Here is a 26,933-nt window from a genome sequence, read left to right as displayed (position 1 = left end):
CCTCTTAAAGGACGAAGTTTTATGACCACCCACTGCGATGACCTTTCTGCTCACGTAATCGAACGCCTCATCACCGCCGCGCAACATGGTTGGGCACCGGCGGATTTAGAGCACGTCTTAGGCCCGCATGCTTACCCCATTATCTACCGTGCTAGCCCCCATGTGCCGGCACGGATTACCTCCCCTGCCTTACGCAAGGCCTGGCTACAAATGGCACCGCCGGACGAAAATTTCATTCCGCGCGATAAGCTGCAGGCCATCATTAAAGAACTCATCCACCTGCCTAGGCTGCGCGATACTGAACTTTTGGCCTCTGGCGAATCCTTGCGAGAAGACGGCCTTAGCGATAAACAAGGCAAAATTCGCGCAAAGGTCCTAGGCCTTTTACGCAAGGCTGAGTCCACCAGTTTTGAAGACGAAGCCGAGGTTCTGATTTCTAAGGCGCAGTCCCTGCAACAGAAGTATCGCATCGTGGATCTGCTTACTTCCGAGCTCCCCAATCTCATTTCCCACCGCGTGCACATCCACCCGCCCTATATCAAGCACCAGGCTTCCCTGCTCAGCACCATCTCTGACGCCAATGGATGCACCACGCTCCTCATCCATGACAAAGGCCTAGCCTGTGTGATCGGTGCTCCTGCCGACGCCGCCCATTGCGCCGACCTCTTTGCCTCCCTCAACCGCCAATGCGACTGGTTTATGCGTAACGGCGATGGCGCGGAAATCGCCCGCGCTACTAATTCCACTGCCGCATATCGCCGCAGCTTCCGCCTGTCTTATGCCGCCCGCATCGGTGAATTGCTCACCCAAGCCAATGAGGACGGAATTGCTGAAAACCTGCGTGAGTCTCAGTATTGCTCTCACCATGCAGAGGCTGTAGCCACCCAAACCCTTCCCGCTTTGCAAGCACGCACCGATCACGCCATCGATACCCGCAACCGCCTCTTTCCCAATCTCACAGAGATGTCGCTATCAATGAACAGTCTGCACGGCATCAACGATGGCATTGCCGCTGCCGATAAATCTCACTTGGGAGGCGACGCCTCAGGGCTCGGTTCAGTTCCAGAAATTACACGGTAATTTCCCCTGTTTGATACGGTTCTTGGCCCCCGTTCCCTGCTAGCGAACGGGGGCAGAGTATGGCACCGCAACGAGGTCATTACAGGTAAGATCACCGATGAGATTGATTAGGTCTAGAAAGTAGAAGGTACGTGAATGTCTACACAGTCTTTTCTCGAAGTTGAAGCGAAATTCTCCGTAGCCGAGTCCACTCAGCTCCCTGAACTGACCCGCCTTGAGGGAGTTGACCACGTCGCAGACACGCGCCACCACGCTCTTTCGGCCATCTACTACGACACTGAAGACCTCCGCCTCACCCACGCTAAGGTCACCCTCCGCCGCCGCACCGGTGGCAATGATGATGGCTGGCATATCAAGATTCCTAGCGAGGCTGGCCGTACCGAAATCCACGCAGAATTGGGAGAGCCTGTCGATGGCCGCTATGAAGTTCCTAGCGAGCTGCTCCATCAGGTTCGCTCCATTGTCCGCCACAACGAGCTCACCCCAATTGCTCAGGTAGACAACAAGCGCACCGAGATGGTCTTGGCAGATGCCGATAATAAGCCAGTGGCAGAGTTTTGCGATGACCACGTCACCGCCTTTTCCTTCCTTCCCGGCGGCGAGCAACAGTCGTGGCGCGAATGGGAAGTAGAGCTCGCAGGTGAGCTACCTGGTACCGAGGAAGGAACGCAGTTCATTCGCCGTGCTACCTCTCTTCTCATCGGTGCCGGTGCACGCGTATCTTCTTCCCCATCCAAGCTGAAATCGGCCTTGGGTGATTCTTATGCCAACGCCCCGCTTCCCCCGGCCCTGGTATCGCCGGACGTGGACCCGGATTCCCCTGCCGCCGCCGTGATCACCGCACTGCAAGCTAACCGCGACAAGCTGGTTGATTATGATCCACGTGTGCGCCGCGATGAGTGGGACTCGGTGCATCAGATGCGTGTAGCTACCCGCGAGCTGCGCAGCCACCTTCAGACCTTCCATGGCATCGTGGTCGGACCAGAAATCGAAAAAATTGAAGCCGATCTGAAGGAGCTCGCTGGCATTTTGGGCGTTGCTCGCGATGCGGAGGTTGTTGAAGAGCGCTGGCAGAAGCTGTTGGAGTCCGAAGATTCTGACACCTTGGATGATTCCACCCGCGAGCACATTGCGCAGGATATGGGCACCGCCTACCGCCGTGCGCACCGTCGCGTTGTCGCCGCCCTAGATTCCGAGCGTTACCTCGAGCTGCTAGAGTCGCTCGACCGCTTGCTCGCGGATCCGCCAACGGCCGATAAGCAACAGGAATCCGCTCCGGTAAATGATGATGCGGAGCAGACGGAAGAACTGTCCTCTACGGAGGAAGGCGCTGCTTCTTCCGAGTCCCGCGAGGATAACGCGGCTGCTGCAGAGAAGGCCAAAAAGAAGCCAGAGAAGAAGTCCAAGGACATGGACACTGTGATGGCGCAGCACCTTGAAAAGGCCTATAACAAGCTGGTCAAGCGCCATAAGAAGGCCGTAGAGAATTGGGATAACCCGGAGCTGTCCCTGCACGAGCGCGAGGACTATTTCCACGATATGCGTAAGGCTGCAAAGAAGCTGCGTTATGCTGCAGAAGCAGCTGGTTCTGCCACCAACCTTAAGACCAAGCGTCTCTATAAGGCCTGCAAGCAGATGCAGTCGGTGCTCGGTGATTTCCAAGATTCCGTGACCTCGCGCGATAAGCTGCTCGAACTGGCAGATTCCGCTCGCCGCCGTGGCGAAAATACCTTTGGCTATGGCCTGCTCTATCAACGCGAGCGCACCATCGGGCTGAAGGCGCTGGATGATTACGCCGAGTCTTTCAAAGACATCAAGGCGGCGTTTAAGCCGCTGCGTAAGAAACTAAAGTAGCCGCGCTTCCCAGGCAGTTACCGGGAAACACGGCGTAGAAAAAGATGGCTGGAGGTTATTTACTTCCAGTCATCTTCTTTGTCTGCGGCATCTGCCGCATCGTTGCGGGCGTGGGCAATTTCGATAGCGTTTTCTGCTTCTTCACGGGTGTCATACGGGCCCATTCGGTTTTCCCAGCCAGAGGTCTTGCCTTGGCTGACTTCCTTGGTGGCCGGATCGAAGAACCACTTCTGGTCTGCATCGCTCATAAAAACTATCCTCTCAGTCGTAGCGCCAGCGGCACCGGCTGATCGCTGCCGCTGGTATGGTTTGTGTCCACACTACCCACGCCGTCTAAGCGATGCCCGCTAGAATGTGGGGCAGCACATTTCTTTTATACGATTCCATGTCGTATTCCCCGCCGCCGCCGCACCAAAAGGTGGCGGGCATTCGTTGCTTTAAGCGCACCGCCGCGTGCGAGTGGCAACGAAGACTACTGGTCCCAGAACCTGGAAAAGGAGCTTTAGCACCCATGCCACTGTGGTCAACACCTGCAGAGCCTGTAGCCGAGCGCGCCGCCCAAGCACATACTGATCTCACGGGCAGCGCTCCAACTCATACCGCTAGCGCGCCGGCAACGTGGTCCCTTATTGGTGAACACATTGACCACTTCGGCGGCATTGTTGCCATGTGCGTGGACAAGCTACGTGCCGCTGCGGCAGTAAGCTCGCGCACCGATGGCGTGGTAGCGGTACATTTTCACCCGGCAGAAGGTGAGCCTGCCCATGATTCGATAAGCCTGCAAGCGCTCGCAGAGCTGGCAACAGCGCAACAACCCACCACGGATGCAGAGGGCCAGCCAATCATTCCGCCGGCTCCGGAGGGAGGGCTGGCTGCCCGCGTGGGTGGCATTGTCCACACGATGATTAACCGCCAGTTGCTCTCTCGTGAGACAGCCGGTGCGGATATCACCATCGCCTCCGACATTCCGGAAGGTGCTGGTTTGGGTGCGGATGCCGCCGCGGACGTCGCGGTAGCGCTGGCACTCATGGGGGCTGATGCGGACCTGGATGCGCCGCTAAGGGCCCGGGTGGCAGATGTATGCACCCAGGCCGTTACTACCTTTGGTGCGCGGCCGCCTTTGCGTGCCCGCCATAGCGCGGCTCTGCGCAGCACGGGTGACGGCGTATGCATCATGGATTACGCCGACGGTTCTGTCACCCACGCACCGCACCTTGTTGGTCGCGAGATAGCTGCCTTCGCGGTGGCGGTGCCGGAAGATTTTTCCGCGCAGGAAGAAAAGGCTATCGCCGATATCCGCCAGCGGCAGCGCTTTATTGATGATGCCTGCCATTCCTTTGGCACCGATTCGCTACGCTTGCTTCCAGACGCCCAACAGCGCGTCCTCGATTGGCTCAAGGCCGTCCACAAGGTCTACGGCGAGGAAGGACACCCGAGCATCAGCGCCGCTACGGAATGGATGGCCTTTTATGAGGAAGAAACCCAGCGGGTAGAAAAGTTCACCCGCTTCCTGCGCTCGCATCGCGGCGCGGAGCTCTTCCCCATCCTTTTGCAGTCACAGTCCTCCCTAGCCAATATCTACGGCTTGGACTCGGCAGAAAAACTCGCCGAGCTAGTCACGGTCCGCGGTGCCGTAGCGGGGCGTTCGGCGCACGCGGGTACATCGAACGCAGTCATTGCCTACGTCCCGGCGAAGAGCGCGCATAATTTTGCGGCCGACCTGGCAGACGATGGCCTGCTCGTAGTCGAATTACAGCCGGGCGAGGCCGCACGCGGCGAGAGCTAGTAGCCTCACCAGCTAGTCAGCAGGCCACGCAAAGAGTACCTCGCGCGAATCGGTATCCGCTGTCACCAGCGAGACTGTGGTTTCGCTGCCGGTTTCTGGCGCGCCTACAGATTGGGCGAAGACTGGTGGCTCCGGCACAAAAATCCGAGCTTTGTCCCGCTTTGCATCGCCGCTTACGACGGTGGCCGGGAAATTGGTGCCGAGCCAGGGGCGCAGCACGGTGGCCTCGGTGAGGTTGAGGCAGGCCTTATCCACTTGGGAGGCAAGCTGCGAGGTAGAACGCATTGCGCCAATGACCTCCGTGGCGCGCTCCCCCACCCAGCCGGGAACCTCGTAGTCGCCGCAGAGGGCTAGACAAACCTCGGTGGCGAACCTATCGGACAGGCGCCGCAGCGGCGCGGTCACATGTGCATAGTAGCCGCCTATCCCGGCATGCACCTGCGCTTCCTGCTCTCCTAGCCACGCATAATCGGCGCCTCGCAGGAGGCTTTGGGCCTCGCGCATGACTGCCATGCCGCGTGGGGAATCGGCGTCGACGGTGAGGAGAAACTGGGGAATGGGGGCATCGCCAAGCGCAAAGCCCAGGGCTTGGGCCTCGGCGCGAAATTGGCGCTCGTGCTCCGGTTCGGCGGCGGGCAAAGTACGCAGAAAACCCACGCCCGCTTCCTGCATGAGGCGTCCCGCGCACATGCCGGCAAGCAGAGAGATCTCCGAGTTATAGTCCATGACCTCATAGCGAGGCTCGATAATGAGCTCAAAGGTGCCATCAGAATTTTCCACTACGCGCTGGGAGGGCAGGCGCAAGGAAATGGCCTCGCGGCGCAGGGAGGACTCCTGGCGCAATCGTCCCACCTCCGGCAGCAATGCAATAGACGGGTGCAGGTTACCGGCCGCCAAGTCCGCGTGCGCGCCCTCATAGTCCAGGCGGGCCTGGGAGTAGATGAGCGCGCGCTCGACGTGGAAGGACTCCACCTCACCGGCGTCATCTAGATCAAAGGTCCACAGCACGGCCGGTTTATCGGTTTTAGGCAGCAGTGAGGCACGGTCTTCGGAAAGCTCGGGCGGGTGCAGGCGAGCTGGCGCATCGGGAAGATAAATAGTCTGGCCGCGGCGGAAGGACTCGCGCTCCAGCTCGCTGCCGGGCTCAATAAAGGCGGCGACATCCGCAATGGCATAAAAGACGCGGTAGCCACCATCGCGCTTTTCCAGGTAAACCGCCTGATCCAAGTCCATGGAGCCGGCGGGATCGAGGGTTACGAAGGGAATATCGCGGGCGTCGCGGCGCGAGTCGGCATACCGGTCTTGCGCGTGGGCGGCCTGGTGGGTGACCGCAGCCGGAAAATCGATGGCTACCGAAAATTCTGCGGCGATGGCGCGGAAATCAAGCGGGGCGGCGTAGAGCTTCATGCCCACCACCATAAACGTCTTGGGGCGAATGAGTCGGCCTATAAGCCGGATTCTGTCTAATCGCGGCACTCCCAAGGGAGCACCGTGCGGTGAACATCCATCTAGACCAACCGTTGCCAGTTGGTTCCAGCAGCTACCTTCAGGCTCGAGCGAGCAGCCTTAAAACGCCTGATCGGGCCCCGCAACGTGGCGGGGCCGTGATGCCTTGCTCCCGGTGGGGTTTACCCAGCCACCGCCATCACTGACGGTGCTGGTGCGCTCTTAACGCACCGTTTCACCCTTACCTTGTTGCTCCAACTTGGGCCGAAGCTCAAGCGGAGGCACAAGGCGGTCTACTTTCTGTTGCACTTGCCCGCGGGTTTCCCCGGGTTGCCGTTAGCAACCACCGTGCTCTATGGAGTCCGGACTTTCCTCGGCGCCCACGCGGCAGCAGCTCGCTGCCCGTATGAAGCGACGCGATCACCCGGCCGGCTCATTCGCGTTCCTTATTCTAGCGCAGGCCTGCCAGGTGGCCCACATCGTTAAATCCGTGCACCATAGAGCCGCCTTCCCAGAATTCCACCTGGGAAATGGCAGCCAGGTCTAAAAAGAGATGACCAAAGGTAGCCGGCCCAGCATCAAGCGCCTGGCGGATAAAGGACTTAATCGGATTGACGTGGCTTACTACCAGCACGGTTTTGCCCGCAAAGCGCTCTTGTAGCTCCTTGCGGGTAGTGCGCACGCGGCGGTTGACTGCCTGCAGCGATTCGCCGCCCGGACAGGCGACGCTCGCGTCATGCAGCCATTGCTCGTGCAGTTCCGGATCGCGCTGGTGGGCCTCGGCCGCAGTCTTGCCTTCCCATGCGCCGAAGTCCACCTCGATGAGTCCTTCCACGGTCTCTACCTCGATATCGCGGCCATTGGCCACGGCCGCCGCTGTCTCTTGGCAGCGGCGCAGGGGCGAGCAGACAATGGCGTCAAAATCGGCGTCGGCAAGCGCTTGGGCGGCGGCCAGCGCCTGCTTTTGCCCGAGCTGCGTAAGCCCCGGGTTGGCGCGCCCGGAGTACTGCTTAGCGGCCGACATGTCCGTCTGCCCGTGGCGCAGCAGGATAAAGCGGGTGGTAGGTCCGCGGTCCCCAAGCCAATCGGTGGGATGCGGCGCGGTGGTGTCGCGTTCCGTAGCCTGTGCCGGTTCGGCAGTATCTTCCTCCCCGACAACGATGCCTTCAGGATGTCCGGCGGCCGCGGCGTCCATGGCGTCATTGGATAGGGCGTCTGCCACCTTATTCTTGGCGCGCGGCACCCAGTTCAAGCTGAAGGAAGAAAAGCCGTTGATGTAGCCACGGGCGTGCAGGGCCAGCTTCTGCATGTCCGGGTGCTTGATCTTCCAGCGGCCGTTGATTTGCTCCACCACCAGCTTGGAGTCCATGTAGAACTCCACTTCGGTAGCGCCCATCTCGGTGGCGGCTTCCAGGCCGCGCAATAAGCCGTTGTACTCAGCGACGTTATTGGTGGACTTGGTACCTACTACGTAGACGATTTCGCGCAGGATGCGCTGCCCGCTGCCGTCATAAATAACGGTGCCGGAACCGGCCACTCCGGGGTTACCGCGGGAGCCGCCATCGGCGTAGATAATGACCTTCATTAGACCAAACGCACCAGGTAGGAGCCGCAATCGCCGCACTGCGGCAACTCATCGGCCGGGGCATTGCGCACGGCGTTTTGCTCCGCCGGCGGCAGGACAATGAAGCAGCCGCCACAAGCGCGGTTGGCCTTGAACTGGGCGGCGCCCACGCCGTTTTCCTCGCGCTGGGTATCGTACTCGCTCAGTACCCCGGCAGGCAGCTGTTGGCGCAGCTCGCCGATGCGCACGGCCGGATCTTCCTGGTTGGCGGCCGCCTCCTGTGCCGCCTCGGCCGCGCGACGCAGCTTTTCCAGCTTGCGCTCGGAATCAGAAACGCGCGCACCGTGTACGTCCAGGTTAGAACGCAGCGCGTGCACCTCATTATGGGCCTCTTGCAGCTCGCTCATGAGGTCTGCAATGCGGGACTTGGCGGCGTAGAGATCGTGCTCGAGGTCCTTGCGCGTTTCTGGATCCACGGCAGCGCCTAGCTGGCGCTTATCATCGCGCTCGCGCTGGCGCAGCTTGCGCTCATCGGCCTGGATGCGCAGGATTTCGGTCTCCATGTCATCGACGGCCATCTGCGCGGAGCCGGATGCATCCAGTAGGCGCTTGTGTTCTTCTTTAGCCTTGTCATACTCGGCTTGTTCCGGGATTTCCTTCTTCGCGCCATGGCCCTGCGAGCGTTCCAGGTTGGCCAGCTCCAGCAGTACCGGCTGTAGTTCTTGCGATAGTTTCACTTATGACTCCTTTGGGTGCGCAGAGATAGTCCACGGGTCGGTGCGCAGGCTGATAATTTCCGTATCCAGTTCTAAAGCATCCTCTACGATATCGCGCGCCTGGGCCGTCCACGGAAATTCGCTGGCCCAGTGGGCGGTATCGATGACGGCCGGCCCGCCGGCGCGCAAGTGCTCATCCACCGGGTGGTGGCGCAGATCCGACGTGACATACACGTCTACGCCTAGCTTCGCGGCCGCGGAGAGGAAGGAATCTCCCGAGCCGGAAGAAACCGCTACGGTACGCACCTTTTGTTCCGGATCCCCGGCGGCGCGGATACCCCAGGCGGTCTCGGGGAGGGCATTGGCCACCTGCTGGGTAAACTCGCGCAGGGTCATCTCCTGCGGCAGTTCTCCCACGCGTCCGAGGCCGAGCGCCTTATCCAGGTCTTGGTGACCGGCGGTTTCCGTGATGTCATAGGCCGGTACTTCATAAGGGTGCGCGGCGTGCAGGGCCTGCAGCAAGGCGGAGCGAAGCGCGGCCGGCGCGACGAACTCGACGCGGATTTCCTCGCCGCGGTGCAGGGCGCCAATTTCTCCCTCCGCCGGGTCTGCTCCCTCTTCCGGCTGGAATTGGCCCGTGCCCGCAATATCGAAAGAGCAGTGGGAGTAGGCACCGATGTGGCCCGCGCCGGCGTCGAAAAGCGCCTGCTTCACCTCCTCGGCCGCGGCAACCGGCACGTGCACGCCCCACTTATCCACGCCCTGGGGCTCCGGCACGATGGGCCGGCCTGGGTTAATGCCCACCAGCTCCGCGAGCTTGTCGTTGACGCCCGGCCGCGCCTTATCGGCATTGGTATGGGCCGCAAAAAGCGCAACACCATTGCTCAGCAGCGTGTGTATGACCTTGCCCTTGGGCGTATCGGCCGCCACGGACTCCACCCCGCGCAAGAGCAATGGATGGTGGACCACGAGCATATCCGCGCCGAGTTCAACCGCCCGCTCCGCTACCGCTTGGGTGCAGTCCAAGGCAAAAGCCACGCGCTTGACCTCCGCGGTCGGATCACCGCAGATAAGCCCCACGGCGTCCCACTTTTCCGCCAGGTGCGGCGGGTAGGCCTCATCGAGTACGCGGCGGACATCGCCCACGCTCACAGCGGACATGGAGGTACTCCTTTATGCTCGTTTCATGGAATAGTTACTACTGCTATATCCTATCTTCCGCACCACAGTACTATTCGCGCGAAGGGGTTTTCCGCATGACCGAATCCGCTGCCCGCTCCGGCCTCTACCTCGTCTTTGTTTGCACCGGAAATATCTGCCGCTCCCCCATGGCAGAAATCATCGCGCGCGATGAGATGGAAAAGGACATGCTTGACCTTGTCGCCACCGTGGACTCCTGCGGCCTCGGCGGCTGGCATGTGGGCCAAGGAGCGGATCCGCGCGCCATTGCCGAGCTGCGCCGCGGCGGCCACGATGGTGGTTCCCACCGCGCGGCCAAGCTGGGGCCCGAGCACATGGATGCTGATCTCTTCATCGCCATGGACAAAGGCCACCGCGACGCCCTTATTGAGCGCAGCATCGACCCGGACAAGATCCGCTTGATGCGCAGCTTCGATCCCAACTCCCCGGAAGACGCGGACGTAGCAGACCCGTATTACGGTTCTGCCGCCGATTTCGAAACCACCCGCAACAATATCGAGGCCGCCGTACCTGGCCTGCTGGATTGGATTCGCGCTCACCACGACTAAACTAGGCCCCATGCTAAAGACGTTCCTTAAGCCGGGTTGGGTTCTACTGCTGCTGTTCGTCGTGGCCTTTTCCTACCTCGCTTTTACCGTCCTCGCCCCGTGGCAGCTGGGCAAGGACGATGACATTGTGGAACGCAACGAGCTCATCACTCACGCCTATGAGGCTGACCCCCAGCCGGTAGAAGACCTCGTGGATGACCACGGCGCTATCAAAGACGATGAGTGGTCCCGCGCCACCTTGCACGGCCGCTACCTGCCGCAGGATGAAGTCCTGCTGCGCCTGCGCCCAGCCGAGTCTGGCCCGTCTTACCAGTCCTTGGTCCCCTTCCGTACCGATTCCGGGCTGACCATCTTGGTTAACCGCGGCTGGGTCAAGGCCGGCGAGGCCAACGCCGTGCCGGATATTCCCGCCGCTCCTTCGGGCGAGACCACTATTACCGGCATGATCCGCGCCGACGAAGCCGAGCACCCGTCCGCACCCATTAAGCAGGAGGGCTACCAGCAGGTCTATTCCATCCACACGGAGCAGATTGCCTCGCTTATCGACGCCCCCTTAGCCCACGACTACATCCAGCTTTCCGCGGACCAGCCCGGCGTGCTCAACCCCATGCCCATCCCGCAGCTCGACCGCGGCAACCACCTCTCCTATGGCTACCAATGGATTGCCTTTGGCATCATGGCCCCGCTGGGCTTGGGCTATTTCGTGTGGTCCGAAATCCGTGAGCGACGCCGCCTGCGCGAAGAGGAAGAGGCCCTCGCCGCCCTCGACGCCGATGCCTCTACCCCCTCCGAGCCTGCCTCTAGTGACGCCTCCGCTGCGGACCACACGCCCGCAGAACCAACGGCCGGCGCTGACTCCGCACCCAGCGAGCACGAAGCCGCGAACGACGATTCCACGGCCGTTCCCGCCGCGTCCTCCTCGCATGCCGCCAGCCGCCGCAATCGCTCCCGCTACGGCGACTCCAAACCAGATCACTACGCCAAACTAAACCAGCGCCGCCGCGAGCGCTACTAAGCCGACAACCCGCAGCCGTGGCTGAAGTGCCTGAGTACTTAGCCGAAGCCTAAGAAGCAGCCACGCTAATAGGGCTACTTCCCCAACTGCCATGCACAACGTGGCCGAAAGTTGGCCCACAGGCGCCTTAAGCCTTGAGTCCCTCCCGGGCTAGCCCGTGCCCATGCATACGGAAAAGACCGCCTCCCGGAAATCAATCCGAGAGGCGGTCTGTGTTGTGCGGCCTGAGGGGATCGAACCCCCGACCTATTGGGTGTAAACCAATTGCTCTTCCAGCTGAGCTAAAGCCGCATGCGCTCTTGCGCTGTTAGAAACAGTAGCGCAGGTTGCTAGAGCAACACAAATCAGCAGGTAAAGCCCTACTTCTTGGTGTATCCGCGCTGCACCAAGCAAGAGCCTTGCCACTCGCCTAGGCGCTCTGCCTTGGTCTGCACCAAGCCGGCCAGCTGAGCGGACTCAGAGATGAGCCCTGGCTCTACGGTGCCAGGCTTTCCGGCACCCGGGGTAAGCAGCCAGACCGCACCGTTATCGGCCAGCGGACGGCTCGCGTCAACGAGTCCATCCACAAGGTCGCCATCCTCGTCGCGCCACCAAAGAAGGACTACATCGCACAGCTCGTCATTTTCTTCTTCCAAGAAATCATCGCCGAGCACGGCTTCGATCGATTCAGAGATCGCGGTATCGCAATCCTCGTCCCAACCAAGCTCTAGGGCGATTTGCCCTTCCTTGATTCCGAGCTTGACTGCAGCGTCAGCCACTATGCATTTCCTTCCTAATTTGGTGAATGTCCGGTCCGCGCATCCCCCGCATCCTGCGGGTAAATCGCGGCTTAATAGAAGTATTTTAACGCCCACCGGCCCCTTTTACCCGCCTAAGGGGCGCAATTCCCCCATTTTGCAGGCCCTCCCGCCACTTCGCCCAGTTCCGCAGAGTTTGCAAACTACCCTCTTTTACCCCAATAAACCCGGCAAAGATACTGGTTATGGCGATGTAACGTACCGCACGTCCCCTTAAGTCGGGCTTCACAACCATTGTGGATCTGTGAGCGCGTATCCTAGTAAGCAAACTGTGCAGACCCTTATACAGGAGGTTTAAATGGCCGAGAAGGACGCCACCAAGGGCGACTCCAACTTCCCGCTCATCCGCGACGGCGTTGCATCGTATCTTCACGATAATGATCCAGAAGAGACCCGCGAGTGGATGGATTCCCTCGATGGTCTGCTGGAGCACTCCGATCCGGAGCGCGCACGCTACTTGATGCTGCGCCTGCTCGAGCGCGCTACCGCTAAGCGCGTTGAACTGCCTTCGTTGACGTCCACGGACTTCGTCAACACCATCCCAACCTCCATGGAGCCAGAGTTTCCTGGTGACGAGGAACTGGAAAAGCGCTACCGCCGCTGGATCCGCTGGAATGCGGCCATCATGGTGCACCGTGCACAGCGCCCAGGAATTGGCGTAGGTGGCCACATCTCGACCTACGCGGGTGCTGCCCCGCTCTATGAGGTGGGCTTGAACCACTTCTTCAAGGGCAAGGATGATCCTTCGGGCGGCGACCAAGTCTTTTTCCAAGGCCATGCCTCACCGGGCATGTACGCACGTGCTTTCATGGAAGGCCGCCTGACTGAAAAGGACCTTGATAGCTTCCGCCAGGAGGTATCCCGTGGCGAGGGCGAGGGGCTGCCGTCCTACCCGCACCCACGCCTGATGCCATGGTTCTGGGAATTCCCCACCGTGTCCATGGGCTTGGGCCCGATTAACGCTATCTACCAGGCACGCTTTAATAAGTACCTGGAGACTCGCGGCATCAAGGACACCTCCAAGCAGCACGTATGGGCTTTCTTGGGCGATGGCGAGATGGACGAGCCAGAATCTCGTGGCCTACTGCAGATCGCGTCGCTCTACGAGCTGGATAACCTCACCTTCGTGGTCAACTGCAACCTGCAGCGCCTCGATGGCCCGGTTCGCGGTAATACCCAGATCATCCAAGAGCTAGAATCCTTCTTCCGCGGTGCCGGCTGGGAGGTCATCAAGGTCATTTGGGGTCGTGGCTGGGATAAGCTGCTGGAAAAGGACACCGAAGGTGCCTTGGTCAACGTCATGAACACCACCTCTGACGGTGACTACCAGACCTTCAAGGCCAACGATGGCGCCTATGTGCGCGAGCACTTCTTCGGCCGCGATGAGCGCACGGCCAAGCTGGTAGAAGACATGTCCGATGATGAGATTTGGGCACTGCGCCGCGGCGGCCACGATTACCGCAAGGTCTACGCCGCCTATGCTCGCGCGCTGGAGAACAAGGGCACCGGCAAGCCAACCGTCATCCTCGCGCACACCATTAAGGGTTACGGCTTGGGCCACAACTTCGAGGGCCGCAACGCTACCCACCAGATGAAGAAGCTGACCCTGGATGACCTGAAGCGCTTCCGCGATAAGCAGGAAATTCCTTTCTCCGATGCGGAGCTGGAAAAGGATCCATACCTGCCGCCGTACTACCACCCAGGCAAGGACTCCCCGGAGATCAAGTACATGCTGGAGCGTCGTAAAGAGCTCGGCGGCTTCCTGCCGGAGCGCCGCGAGGACTTCACCCCGCTGGAGGCACCGGCTCTGGACAAGCTGCGCTCTGTACGCAAGGGCTCTGGCAAGCAAGAAGTAGCCACCACCATGGCCTTGGTGCGCACCTTCAAGGAAATTATGCGCAACAAGGAGCTGGGCAAGCGCGTCGTGCCGATCATTCCGGATGAGGCCCGCACCTTTGGTATGGACTCCTGGTTCCCGACCATGAAGATTTGGAACCCCCGCGGCCAGAACTACGTGCCGGTGGACCACGACCTCATGCTCTCCTACCGCGAAGCTACTGACGGCCAGATCATGCACGAGGGTATTTCTGAGGCCGGCGCCGCTGCCTCCTTTACCGCTGCGGCAACGTCCTACGCTACCCAGGGCGAGGCCATGATTCCGCTCTACATCTTCTACTCGATGTTCGGCTTCCAGCGCACCGGCGATGCCTTCTGGGCAGCCGGCGACCAGATGGGCCGCGGCTTCATCATTGGCGCAACCGCCGGCCGCACCACCCTGACCGGTGAGGGCCTGCAGCACATGGACGGCCACTCCCCTGTCTTGGCTGCGACCAACCCGGCCGTGGTTTCTTATGACCCGGCCTTCGGCTACGAGGTTGCCCACTTGGTTTCCCGCGGTATTGAGCGCATGTATGGCAAGGACAACGAGGCCATCATGTACTACCTCACCGTCTACAACGAGCCGGTACACCAGCCGGCCGAGCCGGAGGATTTGGACGTGGAGGGCCTGCACAAGGGCATCTACCACTTCAATACCGCAGAGAGCGGCTCCATTGCTGCCAATATCCTGGCTTCCGGTGTAGGCGTGCACGAGGCGCTGCGCGCACAGCAGATGCTTGCCGACGACTTCGATGTCAAGGCCTCCATCTTCTCCGTCACCTCTTGGAACGAGCTGGCCCGCGACGGCGCCCGCCGTAACAAGGAAGCCCTGCGAAAGGGCGAGGAGCCGAGCGAGGCTTTTGCTACCTCCCAGCTCAAGGGCTACGAGGGTCCGTTCGTTGGTGTCTCTGACTTCACCACCGAGCTGCAGGAGCAAATCCGCCCGTATGTTCCAGGCACCTACATCACCTTGGGCGCGGACGGCTTCGGCTTCTCCGATACGCGCGAGGGCGCTCGCCGCTACTTCAATATCGACGCCGAGTCCATCGTCGTCGCAGTGCTCGATGGCTTGGCTCGCGAGGGCAAGATTGAGCGCTCCGTTGTGGAGAAGGCAGCCAAGGATCTCAAGCTGGATGATCCGACCGTGACCACCCACATCGAAGACTAATCCCCGCTTTGGTGCTGGCTAGGCCCGCGCCACGCGCTACAAGAAAGGCGCCGCCGGCTTCCCCGCCGCGGCGTCTTTTGCGTACCCAGCAAACGGGCTTATGCATCCGGCCCGTCTATATCGCATCAAGGACGCGGCCAAGGGCCGCGGAGATAGCCTCGGGGTCTTCGAGGATCACCATGTGTCCGGAGCCTTCCACCGTCTGCAGGTTCGCGGCGGGCCAATGCTTACAGAGCACCTCGGATTGTGAACGCGGGGTGACAATATCGGCGGTTCCGACTACCACCTCGCCCTTGAGCTTCGCCAGCCGTGGGGCGGCGCCGTACTCGGCGTGTTCCAAAAGGTCGTCGAAGAAGCCGGAGTAGGAGGCCAAGGGGGTATCGAGAAGCATGGCAACGTGAAATTGCAGCTTCTCCATTTGTGGAAAGCCGGCCAAGGTCGCAGCAAAAAGTGGCGCAATGAACCGGGCGGCCTCAAAGCGCGCGCTATCGACGCGACCAGGCAGGCGCAGACAGAGGCGGTAGAGCGCATGCAGAGATTTCGACTGCAGAATCTGCGCTACGCCCTTTGCTGCAAAGCGGCGCATCGAAGTTGAAATTAGCAGCGCGCCCTTGATGCGCTCATAAACCTCGGCTGGAGCACGGCGGATGAGGTTTAAGGCAACCATGCCGCCCAGGGAATGGCCGACGATGACCAGGTTGCCACGGGGAGCGCGCTCTCGAATGACGGCGAGGACGTCGTCAGCCGCCGTATCAACGGTGCACTCCTCTGGGGCGACCGTGGAGGACTGGCCGTGCCCGCGCAAATCCACCAAGAGTGCACGCGCATTGCGACCGCGGAGATAATTGGCCTGGTCATAATAGGCTTCCGCGGATAAGCAATAGCCGTGAATGAAGACCACGGTTACTGGCGCGTCTTCGCGCCCCACCTCGTACCAGGCAATATCTAGGCCATCGTGTTCCACAGTGCCGGAAGCGCTGACCTGGGTAAGGCCCGGCTCGGTGGAGGGATCATGCAATCCGCCATAGAGTTTTTCTAGCTCGGCGCGGTGCGAGGGGCGCAGGCGCTTGAGCCAACTACGCGCCACAACGGAAGAACGTTTTCTCAATGCCATAACGGGATCAATACTAGACTGGTGGGCATGGCAAACGACCTCAGCGCCCAATTACAGGCAAAGTTCAACGCGAGCGCGCCGGAAAAGGAGCCGGAGCGCGATACGCTCGGCCAGCTCCTCGCGCTCATAAACAAGGTCACCGGTACCGAGGAAGATCTGAGCCGGGATACGCGGCTGAAGGATATTGGCGTCGAATCGCTAGATCTAGTGGAGCTGACCGTGCGCGCGGAAGAGACCTTCCAGGTGCGTTTTTCTGAGGAAACGATGCTCAACTGCGAAACCATCGGCGATATTGCCGAGTATGTGGAGGACCACCAATGATTTCTTATCTATCCGATATGGACGGCGTACTCATCAAAGAAGGCGAGATGATCCCTGGCGCCGATAAATTTATCCAAGCGCTCAAGGATAATGACATCGAGTACATGGTGCTGACCAATAACTCCATGTCTACTCCACGGGATCTTTCTGCCCGCCTGCGCAATACCGGCTTGGATATTCCTGCCGAGCGCATCTGGACCTCCGCCACCGCCACCGCGAATTTTCTTTCCAGCCAGGTAAGCTCCAGCAAGGCCTATGTAGTGGGTGAATCCGGCCTTACCACCGCCATGCACGAGGCTGGGTGGATCCTTACCAACGATGACCCTGATTTTGTGGTGCTTGGTGAGACCCGCACCTATTCTTTTGAGGCCATCACGAACGCGATTAACCTCATCCGCAATGGTGCTCGTTTTATCGCCACCAACCCAGATGTCACCGGCCCTGCCCCAGAAGGAGTATTGCCGGCCACCGGTGCCGTGGCTGCACTGATTACCGCCGCCACCAACCGCGAGCCTTATTACGTGGGCAAGCCCAACCCAGTCATGATGCGCTCGGCGCTCAATCATATTGGTGCCCACTCGGAGCACACGGTGATGATTGGTGACCGCATGGATACAGACGTTAAGGCCGGTCTCGAGGCCGGCATGCGCACAGTTTTGGTGCGCTCCGGCATCTCCGATGACCGAGAGATTTCTCGCTACCCCTACCGCCCTTCTGCCGTGCTGAAATCAGTGGCCGAGCTGCCGGACAAAATCTTTGATCCCTTCGCCGAGGAGGAATAGGCCGCCCTCAACCGGCCCTACTAATGGCAAAAGGAAAAGGGAGGGCGGACCAGCAGCTGTTGGTCCACCCTCCCTGTGCTTTCTACGGCAGGCGCACGGCAGCAGTAAAGCCGTGGCGCTGCGCAAGATAGCGCACGACGCAGTCCAGCGCATCTAGCTCTTCGCGGGTGCCGGTCAGCACCTGGTGGCAGCCAATACCGCTGTCTGAGTGGGCACAGGCTTTGCCGCCTCGAGCAAGCGCCGCGACAGAAAGCCCATCCCGGAACCAGCGAGTGCACCACTGAGCGGTCAGTGGGTCATCGCCCGGAATGATAAATTCCGACTCGGTACGGATGCACCGATCCATGGCGCGTTCAATCTCCGAGCGCAGCGAGCGCGGCATCCCGGAAATCTTGAGCACACCGGTAACCACGGTGGCACCACCGTTGACGGAGGGCCACGCGGAGGTGGAGGCCGGCTGTTCAACCGGCGCAGGGTTAACGCACGTATTCATAGCCGATTCTCCCTCGACATAGATCACCACCGCACGAGGCCTGCCGGCCCGGCGCGATGCAAGACGAGCTTCGTCTTCCCCAACGAACTGTCTGATGCGTCTGCACACAATTTTCCTGCGTCACACCTCCCCCTACAACCCTCAACTTTCACTTCAACCCCCGTTTGCTAAACCTCAACCCCAGGTACAGACTGGGACTAAAGTTGCAGGTGAAACCAGTGTTATTAATGTGAAACTTGGCCTTTTCTGTGAACTCCCTAGGCTTGTTCTATATTCTCCACCAGACGGCCTGCTCATGGGCGCGAAAACCCTATTTGACTTACCTCCAACAGCGGCTAGTTACAGGCACGCCGCGATCCCAAGTTTTATGGCCCCTACCGCACAAAAATCCTCGATTTTCCCACCCTGCGGGGGAGCCTTCCACCGTGCCGCTTCCCCGATAAAAGGTTATAGACACGCGCTAGCGCACTGGAGGCGCTAGCTCCGCCGAGCCCGGACGCCTACAAGGCGTTCCAGATGGAGGTATTCGTATCGTGCCAGAGTGGCTTGCACCATTCGCCAAAGTCACGGTCCGTGAGCGCCACCATGGCATACTCGCCGGCCACCCAGAGGTAGGTGCCGGACATGCCAAAGTGACCGACGGCGTCGGCAGGCAGGGCGCCCATCCAGTGTTCTTTGTCGCCGTGGATTTCAAAACCAAGGCCCCAGGTACAATCTTTAAAACTGCCGTAGCCCGGGACAATGCCGCGCAGGCCACCAAAATGGACGCGGCGCATATCGGCCACGGTGGATGGGTGCAGCAGCTGCGGATCCTGGACTTCCGCAGCAAAGGCCGCCAAATCTTTCACCGTGGAGACCAAGCCGTGACCGGCCGAACCTTCGAGACGAGTGGAATCCATGCCCAACGGGGTAAGTACACCCTCGCGTAGGTACTCGGCAAAGTCCATGCCCGTGGCATCGGCCACGGTATCTGCGGCCCACTCATAACCGGCCGAGGAATAGATGCGGCGTTCGCCTACCGGCTTCTGCGGCTCTCGGGAGTCAAAGGAAATGCCAGAGGCGTGTGCAAGCAGGTGTTCCAGGGTCGAGCCCTCCGGACCGGCCGGCTGCCCCAATTCCACCGCGCCTTCTTCCACGGCAAGCATCACGCCATAGGCCGCAACCAGCTTGGTCACCGATGCCACTGGAAACTCGCGGGCGGTATCTCCTACCGTTTCTATGACCTCGCCGCGGTGCAGCAAAGCACCGGCCACCGTATCCGCGGGCCATTGGCTGATCTGGCTAAATTCACTCATGCCCTCCAGCCTACTGAGCCAAGCCCGCCCAAGGCCCGCACTCTAGGGCCGGGCGAAGGGCAAGGAAGTTAACCGCCAGTTAAGACAAAAAGAACTCTTTATGTAATTGGCCTAGGATCGCTTGCACAGGCGGCAAACATGACGAAGCTTTAAATCATGCCTAGTAATTCTCAGAATCAGTCCGCTTCTGCCCGCGGAAACGTCAATCGCCGCCGCTTCCTGCAAACCACCGGCACCGCCGGCGCCGCCATCGCTTTGTCCACCGCCGCCGCCAACTCTGCCAATGCCCAAAGCAGCCTCTCCCCGCGCGTGGAGCAGCACATGGTAGAGCCCCAACTGGGCGAGCGCCCCTTCCTCCACGGCGTTGCCTCGGGCGATCCTATTCCGGATTCGGTCATTTTGTGGACCCGCGTAACCCCGGATGCCGATGCCATGCCGGGATCCGGCCTGGGCGAGGCCACCCGGGTGGAGTGGGAAATTGCCAAGGATGAGGGGTTCGGGGACGTCGTCAAGCAGGGCGAAGTGACCACCGACGCCAACCAGGACCACACCGTGCACGTGGATCCGCACGGCCTAGAGCCGGAGACCGTGTACTTTTACCGCTTTAAGGCGCAGGATAAGTACTCGCCCATTGGCCGTACCAAGACCGCCCCGGCGCTGAGCGCCTCCCCAGAAGAGCTCACCTTCGGTGTGGCTAGCTGTGCAAACTGGGAGTCCGGCTTCTTTAACGCCTATGGCGATATTGCCCAGCGCGGCCGCGCCGACCAGCTGGATTATATGATCTTCTTGGGCGACTATATCTACGAATACCCGCAGCGCGAGTACGCCGGTAATGGCCCGGTGCGCCTGCACCACCCTGCGCACGAGATTATCTCGTTAGAGGATTACCGGATTCGCTTCGGCCGCTACCGCACCGATGAAAACCTGCAAGCCGCACACGGGGCACTGCCGTGGGTTGTGGTGTGGGATGACCACGAGGTGGCCAACGATAACTGGCGCGAGGGCGCCGAAAACCACACCGAGGGCAAGGAGGGCGCCTTCCTCGACCGCCGCAAGGCCGCAATGCAGGCCTACTTCGAGTGGATGCCGGTGCGCGCAACCAATCCTTCCGAGCAGGGCCACCTCTACCGCAGCCTGACTTTTGGTGACCTGGTGGAACTAACCATGATGGACCTGCGCACCTACCGCGATGAGCAGGTGCGCTTTGGCCCGCACAAGATGGCCGCAGAAGGCCGCACGATGCTCGGATCCGAGCAATATAATTGGCTGCTCAATAAGATTGAGACCTCTTCTGCGAAGTGGAATATGCTGGGCAATTCCGTCATGTTCTCCCCCATGAACCTGGCTACCCTGCAAAAGGATGACAAGACCAAGCCGGTTTCTTCCTCGCTGTCTTCCAATATCACCGGCATTCCGGTCAATGGCGACCAGTGGGATGGCTACTCTGCAGAGCGCCGCCTGCTTATCGACGCCCTTTCCAAGCACGATGCCCACACCCTCTTTGTCACCGGCGATATCCATTCCGAGTGGGCGCATAATATCAGCAAGGATGGCCGCATCTTTGGCGCCGAGCTGGTCTGCGCCTCCGTTTCTGCGCCCAATGTCAACGAGCAGCTCAAGCTGCCGGAAGGCAACGAGCTTTCCAAGCTTGCCGAGCGTTACCTGCTAGGTGCCAACCCGCACACCCGCCACGTGGACTTGGACCACCACGGCTATAGCTTTGTAACCGTGCGCCCGGATTCCGCAGAAATGCACTGGCTGCGTGTGGATAACCTGCTGTCCGCTAAGTCCCCGGTGCGCGAGGCTGTGACCATGACCTGGCGCCCAGGCAAGGGCTATACCAAGTAGTTGTAAGTTCTGTCACATGACAGGCACTTGGTGTTAACGAACGGGTAGTACACCTTCGATAGGCATAGTGAAAGACCCTCTCTGGGGAATTTCACTACCTATCACTCTGATGCCTCTCGGCCCCCCTTTATGCCGCGGATTTTTCCCTAGTCCGCGGCATATTCATAATCAATGTAGCCACGCTCGCCGCCCAGGTAGAACGTATCCTGGTCCGGCTCGTTGAGCTCCAAGCCCTCACGCCAGCGGCGCACTAGGTCCGGGTTGGCGATGAGCTGGCGGCCCACCACTGCGGCATCCACGTAGTCCAGCTCGATTTCACGTTGCGCATCTTCCTTGGAAGTCACCGTGGGGAAGCCATCATTCATCAGCACCTTGGTCACGCCATTTGCGCGGGCCTTTTGCGCCAGCGTGGCGATAAGCTCGCTTTCCGGCTCGCCGTGTAGCAGCGACACATAAGCCAGGTTCAGCGGCGCCAGGGCATCGAGCAGTCCGCCGTAGGTGGCCAGCATGTCGTCCTGGTCATCCTCGATAACACCCTGCACATTGTGCGCCGGCGAGAACCGCACACCGACGCGGTCGGCACCGATTTCCTCCGCCACGGCGCGGATGACCATCTCCGGCAGGCGCCAGCGATTTTCCGGGCTGCCGCCGAATTCATCCTCGCGCTTATTGGACGAGGCCGCCATAAACTCATGCAGCAGGTAGCCATTCGCGCCGTGGATCTCCACCCCGTCGATACCGGCATCGATAGCTCGGCGCGCTCCCTGACGGAATTCCTCCACGATGCGCGGCAGCTCTTCCTTCTTCAGCTCCCGCGGGACCGGCGCATCCATTTTGCCGGAAAAGCCACGCACGGTTCCGCCCCAATCGAAGGAGCTCGGGGCCTCTGGATCTGCACCGTCAATCAGATCTGGGTGGCTGGTGCGGCCACCGTGCATGATCTGCATGAACAAGGTGCCGCCGGCCTCGTGAACGCGGTCTGCTACCGCACGCCAGCCTTCTGCCTGCTCCTCGGTGGCAATGCCTGCCTGGCCTGGAAATGCGCGGTTGGTCCACGCCGGGAAGGTGCCCTCCGTGACAACCAGCCCGGCCGTGGCACGCTGCGAGTAGTACTTCTGGTGCAGCTCGGTAGGTATTCCGCTTTCACCCGCGCGCTGGCGGGTCAACGCCGCCATGGTCACGCGATTATCTATCGTGTATCGGCCAAGTTCCAGAGGTTCAAAGAGTGAAGTCATGCCAAGTGCAACGCGCAGCCGGCTCGCACTATTTCATCTTTGCCACACAAAATCATTCCTGCACGTCAAGAGCTACGACATGAGCGTTCATGCCGGCTTTGCCAACCACAATAGGAAGCAATGGTCGAAATGGAGGGCACATCCTACTGACGAGGCTCTGCCGGAATCTCTGTGCCTGCGCTACCGGCCGTTCCGGAAGCTTGGGCGCCGTCGCCGGCGTCGCCTCCCGCAGTGGGCGCAGTGCCGGCGCCGGTCCCGGAATCTGTCCCCGCATTGCCTGCACCATTGGCAGCGCTCGGAGCCGGGGAGGCATTACCAGTAGCGCCTGTTCCCTGCCTGCCGCCGGCAGGCGTATCAGTCACGCCAGTGTCATTAGTGCCCTGTGGGTAGTCGGTCTCCGTGGGAGCGGCACTATCTTCCGTTGGTTCGGACTGTGTACCGGTCTCGGTGGTTGCTGGGGTGGGTTGGTTTGAGGGGGCGTCGGAAAGCTGTGAGGAGGAGGTTTCCTTGCCGCTATCGCGCCAGTGCTCGGGCGAGAGCCAGCCCGCGTCCGCGTTTTCGGGATTACTCGAAGCCAGGGTCAAGGCGCCGACAACAAGCAGCGCGAGGATAAGCCCCGTGGTAGATGCGCGGACTCGACCGCCGAAGGTGGCGATCTTTTGAAACTTGCTATTGGTCTCCAGGCCACGCCAGATGCCCTGGGAGGGCTCTGGTTCTTGGTCGTCCGCATCAGACAGCGCGGGTTTTCCGGGGCCGTCGCTATCCGGGCCATCCACCTCAGCGTTCTCGGTGGCGGCACTGCGCTCCACCTTCGTCTCAGGGTGGGAGCCCTCCCCTGCGGTGGAAGCGTCTTTCACGGATTCTTGAGCCGCGGTATTTCCCTGCGGTGGGGTCAGCGGGCGCTGCAGTTCATCGAGATCGGCCACGTTGTAGTGATCCCAGAACTCCGAGAGCAGCGCCGAGCGAATGGCGCGTTCCACTGCCCATTGGCGGGCCGGGTTAACGGTGACCAGCACGCGGTAGGTCACGTGCCACGACTGGCCGGCGGCCTGCGGGGCAACCAGCTGCGTGGCTGGCAGCACCTCGAGCTCGCCGTTGACATCCACGGCGATGGATGGCTCTTGGATAGCCTGCTCAGAAATGGTGCGCACCCGGCGCGTGATCTCCGGCAAGGTCTCGCCTTCTTGCACGGGCACGTCGAAGTTGACCACGGCACGCGACCATTCCTGGGAATAGTTTGTTACCGCCCCGGCGGAACTATTGGGCACGGTGACGAGCTCGCCGGTGGGAGTGCGCACCTTGGTGGTGCGCAGAGTCAGCATCACCACGGTGCCTTCCACATCGGTTACGCCATCAAAGCTGACGTAATCGCCTACACCGAATTGCTTTTCCGAAAGGATGAAAAAGCCGGAGAGGAAATCCGCAATGATGGACTGGGCGCCAAAACCCACGGCGGCCGAAACTATCGTCGCCGGCACCGCCGCGCCTACCGCAGGAACACCGATATTGGTCAGCGCCGCCCAAATGATGAGGAAGTACGCGATGGCCTGCACGATGTAGACCAACGCACCGGTCAGCGCCAGGCGCGCCTTGGTGGATTCTTCATCTTCATCGAGGCGGCGCTCTATGATGCGGATCGCCAGCCTGCCGATGCGTGGGATCAAAATGCCTATGAGCAGCAGCGCGATAAGCGGTAAGCCGTGGTCAACGAAGATGCTCCACAGCTCGTAGAAGTAATACTTCAGATTCATGTCTCTAGATTAGTGCGCACACCTGAAAACTAGATGCCAGTTCACTGCCAGCCACCATGCAAACACTCCCCCCTCGCACAGCCCGTTTCCCCCTATGCCCTGCACAGACTCCGGCACCCGCCGCCTTGTTTAGCTACGGTATGGGGCATGAAGAAATCATTCCTTATTCCCTTCTTTTCCCTAGCCCTTTTTGCCACCGGTTGCGGCGGCAGCGACGAGACCGCCACCACCATTTCCACGGTGAAAGAAACCGTTACGGAAACGGCCAATGAAACGAGCTCTACAGAATCCAGCACCGAGGAAACGTCCACAGAAAAAACGACCACGGAAGTAGCAACTACAGATGCCGCGCAGCACGCCGAACCACAAACAGAAAATCAGGAAGCCGTGCAACCGCCTACCGAAAACCGGCAGCAGGAAAACACCGCGCAGTACCAATGCGCGGACGGCACCTGGGTGGAGTTTGCCGCGTTGTGCAAGGAATCAAACGCTCAACCGCCAGTACAAGCGCCCAATGGGCCGAGTGCGGAGTGTCCGGCCTACCTGTGCGGCTATGGCAACGATGCCAACGGCAACCGGAATAAGAGCTCCGGAGAAATCCAGACCCAATATGGCTGCGAGCAAGGCTATATCACGGACCCGCAGGTTTGCGGCGCGGTTGGGCGCTAAGCCGCCGCGCTAAAGAACCGCGGGCTAGTCGCGGGAGTCATAGCGCTTCATGAGGCGATCAATGAGTTCATCCGTAAGCTTGTCATCTTCCAGAATGGCATCAAGGAGGCGTTGGGATTCCTCCTGGGAGGCCTGTTCCTCCTCGGTGTAGGAATCACCGGTGAGGTCCACGCCGAAGTCCGTATCATCGCCTTCTGCTACCACTGCACTGAGCTGATCCACATCGGATTCGAAGGACTCCAGAAATTCGCTGGCCTCCGCCGCAGCTTCTTTGCGCCGCTTACCAGAGCGCACTTCCTTTTCAATGCGCCGCTGCAGCGCTGCCTCCATCTGGCGGTGACGCCAAGCACGTAAGCGGTGCGGCTCGAGGCGGCGGCCGACGGCACGGCTTTTATTCTCGGCCTTTTTCGCTAGGACCTTCACCTGTGCGGCGGTGTCATTAATAGGTGCCCAGTCTTGGTAGGCCGGCACGCGCCACCCCGCCCAAATGCCCAGCAGCGCCAAGAAGATGGAGACCAAAGGCCCAATGATCATGCCCACGGCCATCATGTCGAAATGGTGGCCAACCAGCACAATAATCGCACAAGCCACGGCCGGAATAACTGTTGGCTGGTTATCACCAAAGACGCTCGGCTCGCGCCCCATCACGATGTCACGAATCATCGAACCACCCGTGGCGGTAAACACGCCCATCATGATGCAGGGTATAAGCGGCAGGCCGTAGGTAATAGCCTTCACCGCGCCGGTGGCGGCCCACAGGCCGGAAACGACGGCGTCGCCATGCGCTTGCAGATAATCCCAGGTCTTGCCTTTGAAGTACACAAAGCGAGCAATCAGCGCGCCGGTAAAAGCCAAGTAGAGGTATTCCGGCTGGCTCATTGCCGCGACGGTGCCGCGGTTAATGAGCACGTCGCGCACCATGCCGCCGCCTAGCGACGAGAACATCGCAATGAAGAAAAAGCCGATGATATCGTAGCCGCGCTTGCGCGCCATAGTGCCACCGATAATTCCCATCAGCAGCACACCACTGATATCGGACCAGCGGTAGAGAGATTCAATGAGCGGATCTACTTCAACCATATAGTTATTAGACTTCACCGCCCGCCCTTGCGCAATCAGCACACCCATATGCGCAGATAAGTACAAGGAGGCGACGGCACTGCTTGCCGACGCCTCCCTATCACCGTGGGGCCAGCGGGGCTCGAACCCGCGACCAACGGATTATGAGTCCGTAGCTCTAACCGACTGAGCTATAGCCCCACGCAGATCGCACGCCCACTTGGGCGACTCTCTGCCCTGAAAAGATTAGTCAAAGAGCGGCCAAAGACCAATTTGCCCCCTTCGCTATTGAGTATTTGTACGCTTCCTACCCCCTGCGGGTAGAAGTTAATTATGCGCAAACTACTCTCTTCTCTCATTCTCGTCTCTGCTCTCACGCTTACCTCCTGCTCGGATAGCGGTAGTGACAGCTCAAAGACGAGCGACTCCAGTAATTCCGCGTCCGATGCACAGACCGATGCGAAGTCCGTAATTGGGACGTGGAAGCAAGAGGACAGCGCTTCTGAAGATGGCTGGATGGAGGCCAGCATCACCGACGACGTCATCACCATCGAATGGGTCATGGACAACGGCGAAAATCGTATGATCTACTGGATTGGCACCTTTGACGCTCAAGCCGCTGCATCCGGCGAGACCGTTACTTCAAACCGCGATACCGTTGCCACTGCCTCTGAGTGGATGGCTGCTTCGTCCGACAAGAAAGATTTCTCTATCGATGACGACGCCTTAACTTTCAAGGTCGCGATTGAAGATAAGGAATTCACCACACACATGAAGAAAGTGAAGGATGATCCGACAACCATTAGAGAGCTAAAGAGCACGGATTTTGGCCAAACCTTTAAAAATGGAGTCCTGGATGTTCCAGCCGCCAAGTTCGAAATAACCGATCACCGTGTTATCAAGCCCGGTGAGCCTGGTAATGAAATAGGTGAAAAGCCACTTCTCGTCTTTAACTATGACGTAACCAATAAAACGGATGAAACTCTAACCACCACCGACTTTGTCGTGTACTTCACCGCCATCCAAGACAATGATCCGAATAAAGTAAACGAGCTCGACCTCGGTTCCTATATTGATCCTGAAACTGACGATACTCAGCTTGAGCAGATTAAAAAGGGAGGCACTGTCGCTGGAACCATAGCCTACGAGCTCGATGATCTAACTACCCCTGTGGACCTTGTTGCAACTAAGTCCTTCAGCCAAGATGAAATCGGACGCCAAACTTTCGAGCTCAATTAACTGCCCGTATACAACGCGCTTAAATCTCCCGTTCTAGCCGATACAGGAAGCGAAGCCCGCCGAGATACAACGCCC

23 protein-coding genes, 2 tRNA genes and 1 other RNA gene are annotated in these 26,933 nt (G+C 60.0%); 11 read left to right on the top strand and 15 right to left on the bottom strand.

Going from position 1 to position 26,933, the window contains the following annotated elements; genetic code table 11:
• Positions 1 to 21: 21 nt before the first annotated feature.
• Positions 22 to 1,080, top strand: coding sequence for a DUF2786 domain-containing protein (locus tag QP904_RS07435; RefSeq protein ID WP_284835817.1), 1,059 nt, complete (start codon positions 22 to 24; stop codon positions 1,078 to 1,080).
• Positions 1,081 to 1,215: 135 nt separating this feature from the next.
• Positions 1,216 to 2,934 (top strand): CYTH and CHAD domain-containing protein, encoded by a 1,719-nt coding sequence (locus QP904_RS07430; protein WP_259825096.1) that lies wholly within the window; start codon positions 1,216 to 1,218, stop codon positions 2,932 to 2,934.
• Between the two features lie 59 nt (positions 2,935 to 2,993).
• Here QP904_RS07430 and QP904_RS07425 read toward each other — a convergent pair whose 3' ends face one another.
• Positions 2,994 to 3,182, bottom strand: a complete 189-nt coding sequence (locus tag QP904_RS07425) for a hypothetical protein (RefSeq protein WP_049361312.1) — start codon at positions 3,180 to 3,182, stop codon at positions 2,994 to 2,996.
• A gap of 263 nt (positions 3,183 to 3,445) precedes the next feature.
• Here QP904_RS07425 and QP904_RS07420 point away from each other — a divergent pair, with 263 nt between their 5' ends.
• Entirely contained in the window at positions 3,446 to 4,720 is a 1,275-nt protein-coding gene (locus tag QP904_RS07420; RefSeq protein ID WP_259825093.1) for a galactokinase family protein, read from the top strand.
• Positions 4,721 to 4,732: 12 nt separating this feature from the next.
• On the opposite strand, the gene QP904_RS07415 is transcribed toward QP904_RS07420, so the two are convergent.
• The 5 genes from QP904_RS07415 to QP904_RS07395 all read right to left on the bottom strand — a co-directional run bounded on the left by QP904_RS07415 (position 4,733) and on the right by QP904_RS07395 (position 9,607).
• Positions 4,733 to 6,127, bottom strand: a complete 1,395-nt coding sequence (locus QP904_RS07415) for a ribonuclease catalytic domain-containing protein (RefSeq protein ID WP_023027876.1) — start codon at positions 6,125 to 6,127, stop codon at positions 4,733 to 4,735.
• 25 nt (positions 6,128 to 6,152) lie between these two features.
• Positions 6,153 to 6,602, bottom strand: an RNA gene (gene rnpB / locus QP904_RS07410) — RNase P RNA component class A.
• 15 nt (positions 6,603 to 6,617) lie between these two features.
• On the bottom strand, positions 6,618 to 7,751 hold the full coding sequence (locus QP904_RS07405; RefSeq protein ID WP_259825091.1) for a bifunctional RNase H/acid phosphatase: 1,134 nt from the start codon (positions 7,749 to 7,751) through the stop codon (positions 6,618 to 6,620).
• Entirely contained in the window at positions 7,751 to 8,467 is a 717-nt protein-coding gene (locus tag QP904_RS07400; protein WP_086587344.1) for a zinc ribbon domain-containing protein, read from the bottom strand. The genes QP904_RS07405 and QP904_RS07400 overlap by 1 nt, the downstream gene beginning before the upstream one ends.
• The gene (locus QP904_RS07395; RefSeq protein WP_284835816.1) at positions 8,468 to 9,607 is read right to left on the bottom strand and encodes a Nif3-like dinuclear metal center hexameric protein; all 1,140 of its coding nucleotides are present in this window, start codon (positions 9,605 to 9,607) and stop codon (positions 8,468 to 8,470) included.
• 95 nt (positions 9,608 to 9,702) lie between these two features.
• Here QP904_RS07395 and QP904_RS07390 point away from each other — a divergent pair, with 95 nt between their 5' ends.
• Both QP904_RS07390 and QP904_RS07385 read left to right on the top strand, forming a co-directional pair.
• The gene (locus QP904_RS07390; protein WP_034655439.1) at positions 9,703 to 10,194 is read left to right on the top strand and encodes a low molecular weight protein-tyrosine-phosphatase; all 492 of its coding nucleotides are present in this window, start codon (positions 9,703 to 9,705) and stop codon (positions 10,192 to 10,194) included.
• 10 nt (positions 10,195 to 10,204) lie between these two features.
• Positions 10,205 to 11,209, top strand: a complete 1,005-nt coding sequence (locus tag QP904_RS07385) for an SURF1 family cytochrome oxidase biogenesis protein (RefSeq protein ID WP_284835815.1) — start codon at positions 10,205 to 10,207, stop codon at positions 11,207 to 11,209.
• 218 nt (positions 11,210 to 11,427) lie between these two features.
• On the opposite strand, the gene QP904_RS07380 is transcribed toward QP904_RS07385, so the two are convergent.
• Both QP904_RS07380 and QP904_RS07375 read right to left on the bottom strand, forming a co-directional pair.
• Positions 11,428 to 11,500: transfer RNA gene (locus QP904_RS07380), tRNA-Val, on the bottom strand.
• A 68-nt stretch (positions 11,501 to 11,568) separates the two neighbouring features.
• On the bottom strand, positions 11,569 to 11,967 hold the full coding sequence (locus tag QP904_RS07375; RefSeq protein ID WP_023021130.1) for a DUF3052 domain-containing protein: 399 nt from the start codon (positions 11,965 to 11,967) through the stop codon (positions 11,569 to 11,571).
• 337 nt (positions 11,968 to 12,304) lie between these two features.
• Here QP904_RS07375 and aceE point away from each other — a divergent pair, with 337 nt between their 5' ends.
• Positions 12,305 to 15,052, top strand: coding sequence for a pyruvate dehydrogenase (acetyl-transferring), homodimeric type (gene aceE / locus QP904_RS07370; RefSeq protein WP_023021129.1), 2,748 nt, complete (start codon positions 12,305 to 12,307; stop codon positions 15,050 to 15,052).
• Positions 15,053 to 15,167: 115 nt separating this feature from the next.
• Here aceE and QP904_RS07365 read toward each other — a convergent pair whose 3' ends face one another.
• A complete protein-coding gene (locus QP904_RS07365) occupies positions 15,168 to 16,166 on the bottom strand; it encodes an alpha/beta fold hydrolase (protein WP_023021128.1) in 999 nt (332 codons plus the stop codon).
• Between the two features lie 27 nt (positions 16,167 to 16,193).
• On the opposite strand from QP904_RS07365, the gene QP904_RS07360 reads away from it, so the two are divergent.
• Together QP904_RS07360 and QP904_RS07355 are read left to right on the top strand one after the other, a co-directional pair.
• Positions 16,194 to 16,487, top strand: a complete 294-nt coding sequence (locus QP904_RS07360) for an acyl carrier protein (protein ID WP_239204490.1) — start codon at positions 16,194 to 16,196, stop codon at positions 16,485 to 16,487.
• Entirely contained in the window at positions 16,484 to 17,269 is a 786-nt protein-coding gene (locus QP904_RS07355) for an HAD-IIA family hydrolase (RefSeq protein ID WP_023021126.1), read from the top strand. The genes QP904_RS07360 and QP904_RS07355 overlap by 4 nt, the downstream gene beginning before the upstream one ends.
• An 82-nt stretch (positions 17,270 to 17,351) precedes the next feature.
• Here QP904_RS07355 and QP904_RS07350 read toward each other — a convergent pair whose 3' ends face one another.
• Together QP904_RS07350 and QP904_RS07345 are read right to left on the bottom strand one after the other, a co-directional pair.
• A complete protein-coding gene (locus tag QP904_RS07350; RefSeq protein ID WP_051138330.1) occupies positions 17,352 to 17,762 on the bottom strand; it encodes a hypothetical protein in 411 nt (136 codons plus the stop codon).
• 500 nt (positions 17,763 to 18,262) lie between these two features.
• Entirely contained in the window at positions 18,263 to 19,057 is a 795-nt protein-coding gene (locus tag QP904_RS07345) for a serine hydrolase domain-containing protein (protein WP_200288828.1), read from the bottom strand.
• A gap of 156 nt (positions 19,058 to 19,213) precedes the next feature.
• On the opposite strand from QP904_RS07345, the gene QP904_RS07340 reads away from it, so the two are divergent.
• Positions 19,214 to 20,905 (top strand): alkaline phosphatase D family protein, encoded by a 1,692-nt coding sequence (locus QP904_RS07340; protein WP_200288827.1) that lies wholly within the window; start codon positions 19,214 to 19,216, stop codon positions 20,903 to 20,905.
• Between the two features lie 146 nt (positions 20,906 to 21,051).
• Here the strand turns inward: QP904_RS07340 and QP904_RS07335 are convergent, their stop codons facing one another.
• Positions 21,052 to 22,140: an alkene reductase gene (locus QP904_RS07335; protein ID WP_284835814.1), complete on the bottom strand. Its 1,089-nt coding sequence runs from the start codon at positions 22,138 to 22,140 to the stop codon at positions 21,052 to 21,054.
• 143 nt (positions 22,141 to 22,283) lie between these two features.
• Positions 22,284 to 23,891 (bottom strand): mechanosensitive ion channel domain-containing protein, encoded by a 1,608-nt coding sequence (locus QP904_RS07330; RefSeq protein ID WP_284835813.1) that lies wholly within the window; start codon positions 23,889 to 23,891, stop codon positions 22,284 to 22,286.
• Positions 23,892 to 24,038: 147 nt separating this feature from the next.
• On the opposite strand from QP904_RS07330, the gene QP904_RS07325 reads away from it, so the two are divergent.
• On the top strand, positions 24,039 to 24,560 hold the full coding sequence (locus QP904_RS07325) for a hypothetical protein (RefSeq protein WP_232212601.1): 522 nt from the start codon (positions 24,039 to 24,041) through the stop codon (positions 24,558 to 24,560).
• Positions 24,561 to 24,584: 24 nt separating this feature from the next.
• Here the strand turns inward: QP904_RS07325 and QP904_RS07320 are convergent, their stop codons facing one another.
• A complete protein-coding gene (locus QP904_RS07320; RefSeq protein WP_034655891.1) occupies positions 24,585 to 25,640 on the bottom strand; it encodes a trimeric intracellular cation channel family protein in 1,056 nt (351 codons plus the stop codon).
• 106 nt (positions 25,641 to 25,746) lie between these two features.
• Positions 25,747 to 25,820 (bottom strand) — tRNA-Ile (locus tag QP904_RS07315).
• Positions 25,821 to 25,952: 132 nt separating this feature from the next.
• On the opposite strand from QP904_RS07315, the gene QP904_RS07310 reads away from it, so the two are divergent.
• Complete coding sequence (locus tag QP904_RS07310) at positions 25,953 to 26,858, top strand: DUF5067 domain-containing protein (RefSeq protein WP_284835812.1); 906 nt, start codon at positions 25,953 to 25,955, stop codon at positions 26,856 to 26,858.
• The last annotated feature ends 75 nt before the right edge of the window (positions 26,859 to 26,933 follow it).

This window comes from Corynebacterium nasorum (genome assembly GCF_030229765.1).
Classification (GTDB): domain Bacteria; phylum Actinomycetota; class Actinomycetes; order Mycobacteriales; family Mycobacteriaceae; genus Corynebacterium; species Corynebacterium kefirresidentii.
The sequence above is the reverse complement of the archived record's forward strand: the minus strand, read 5'-3'. Positions and strand labels throughout refer to the sequence as shown.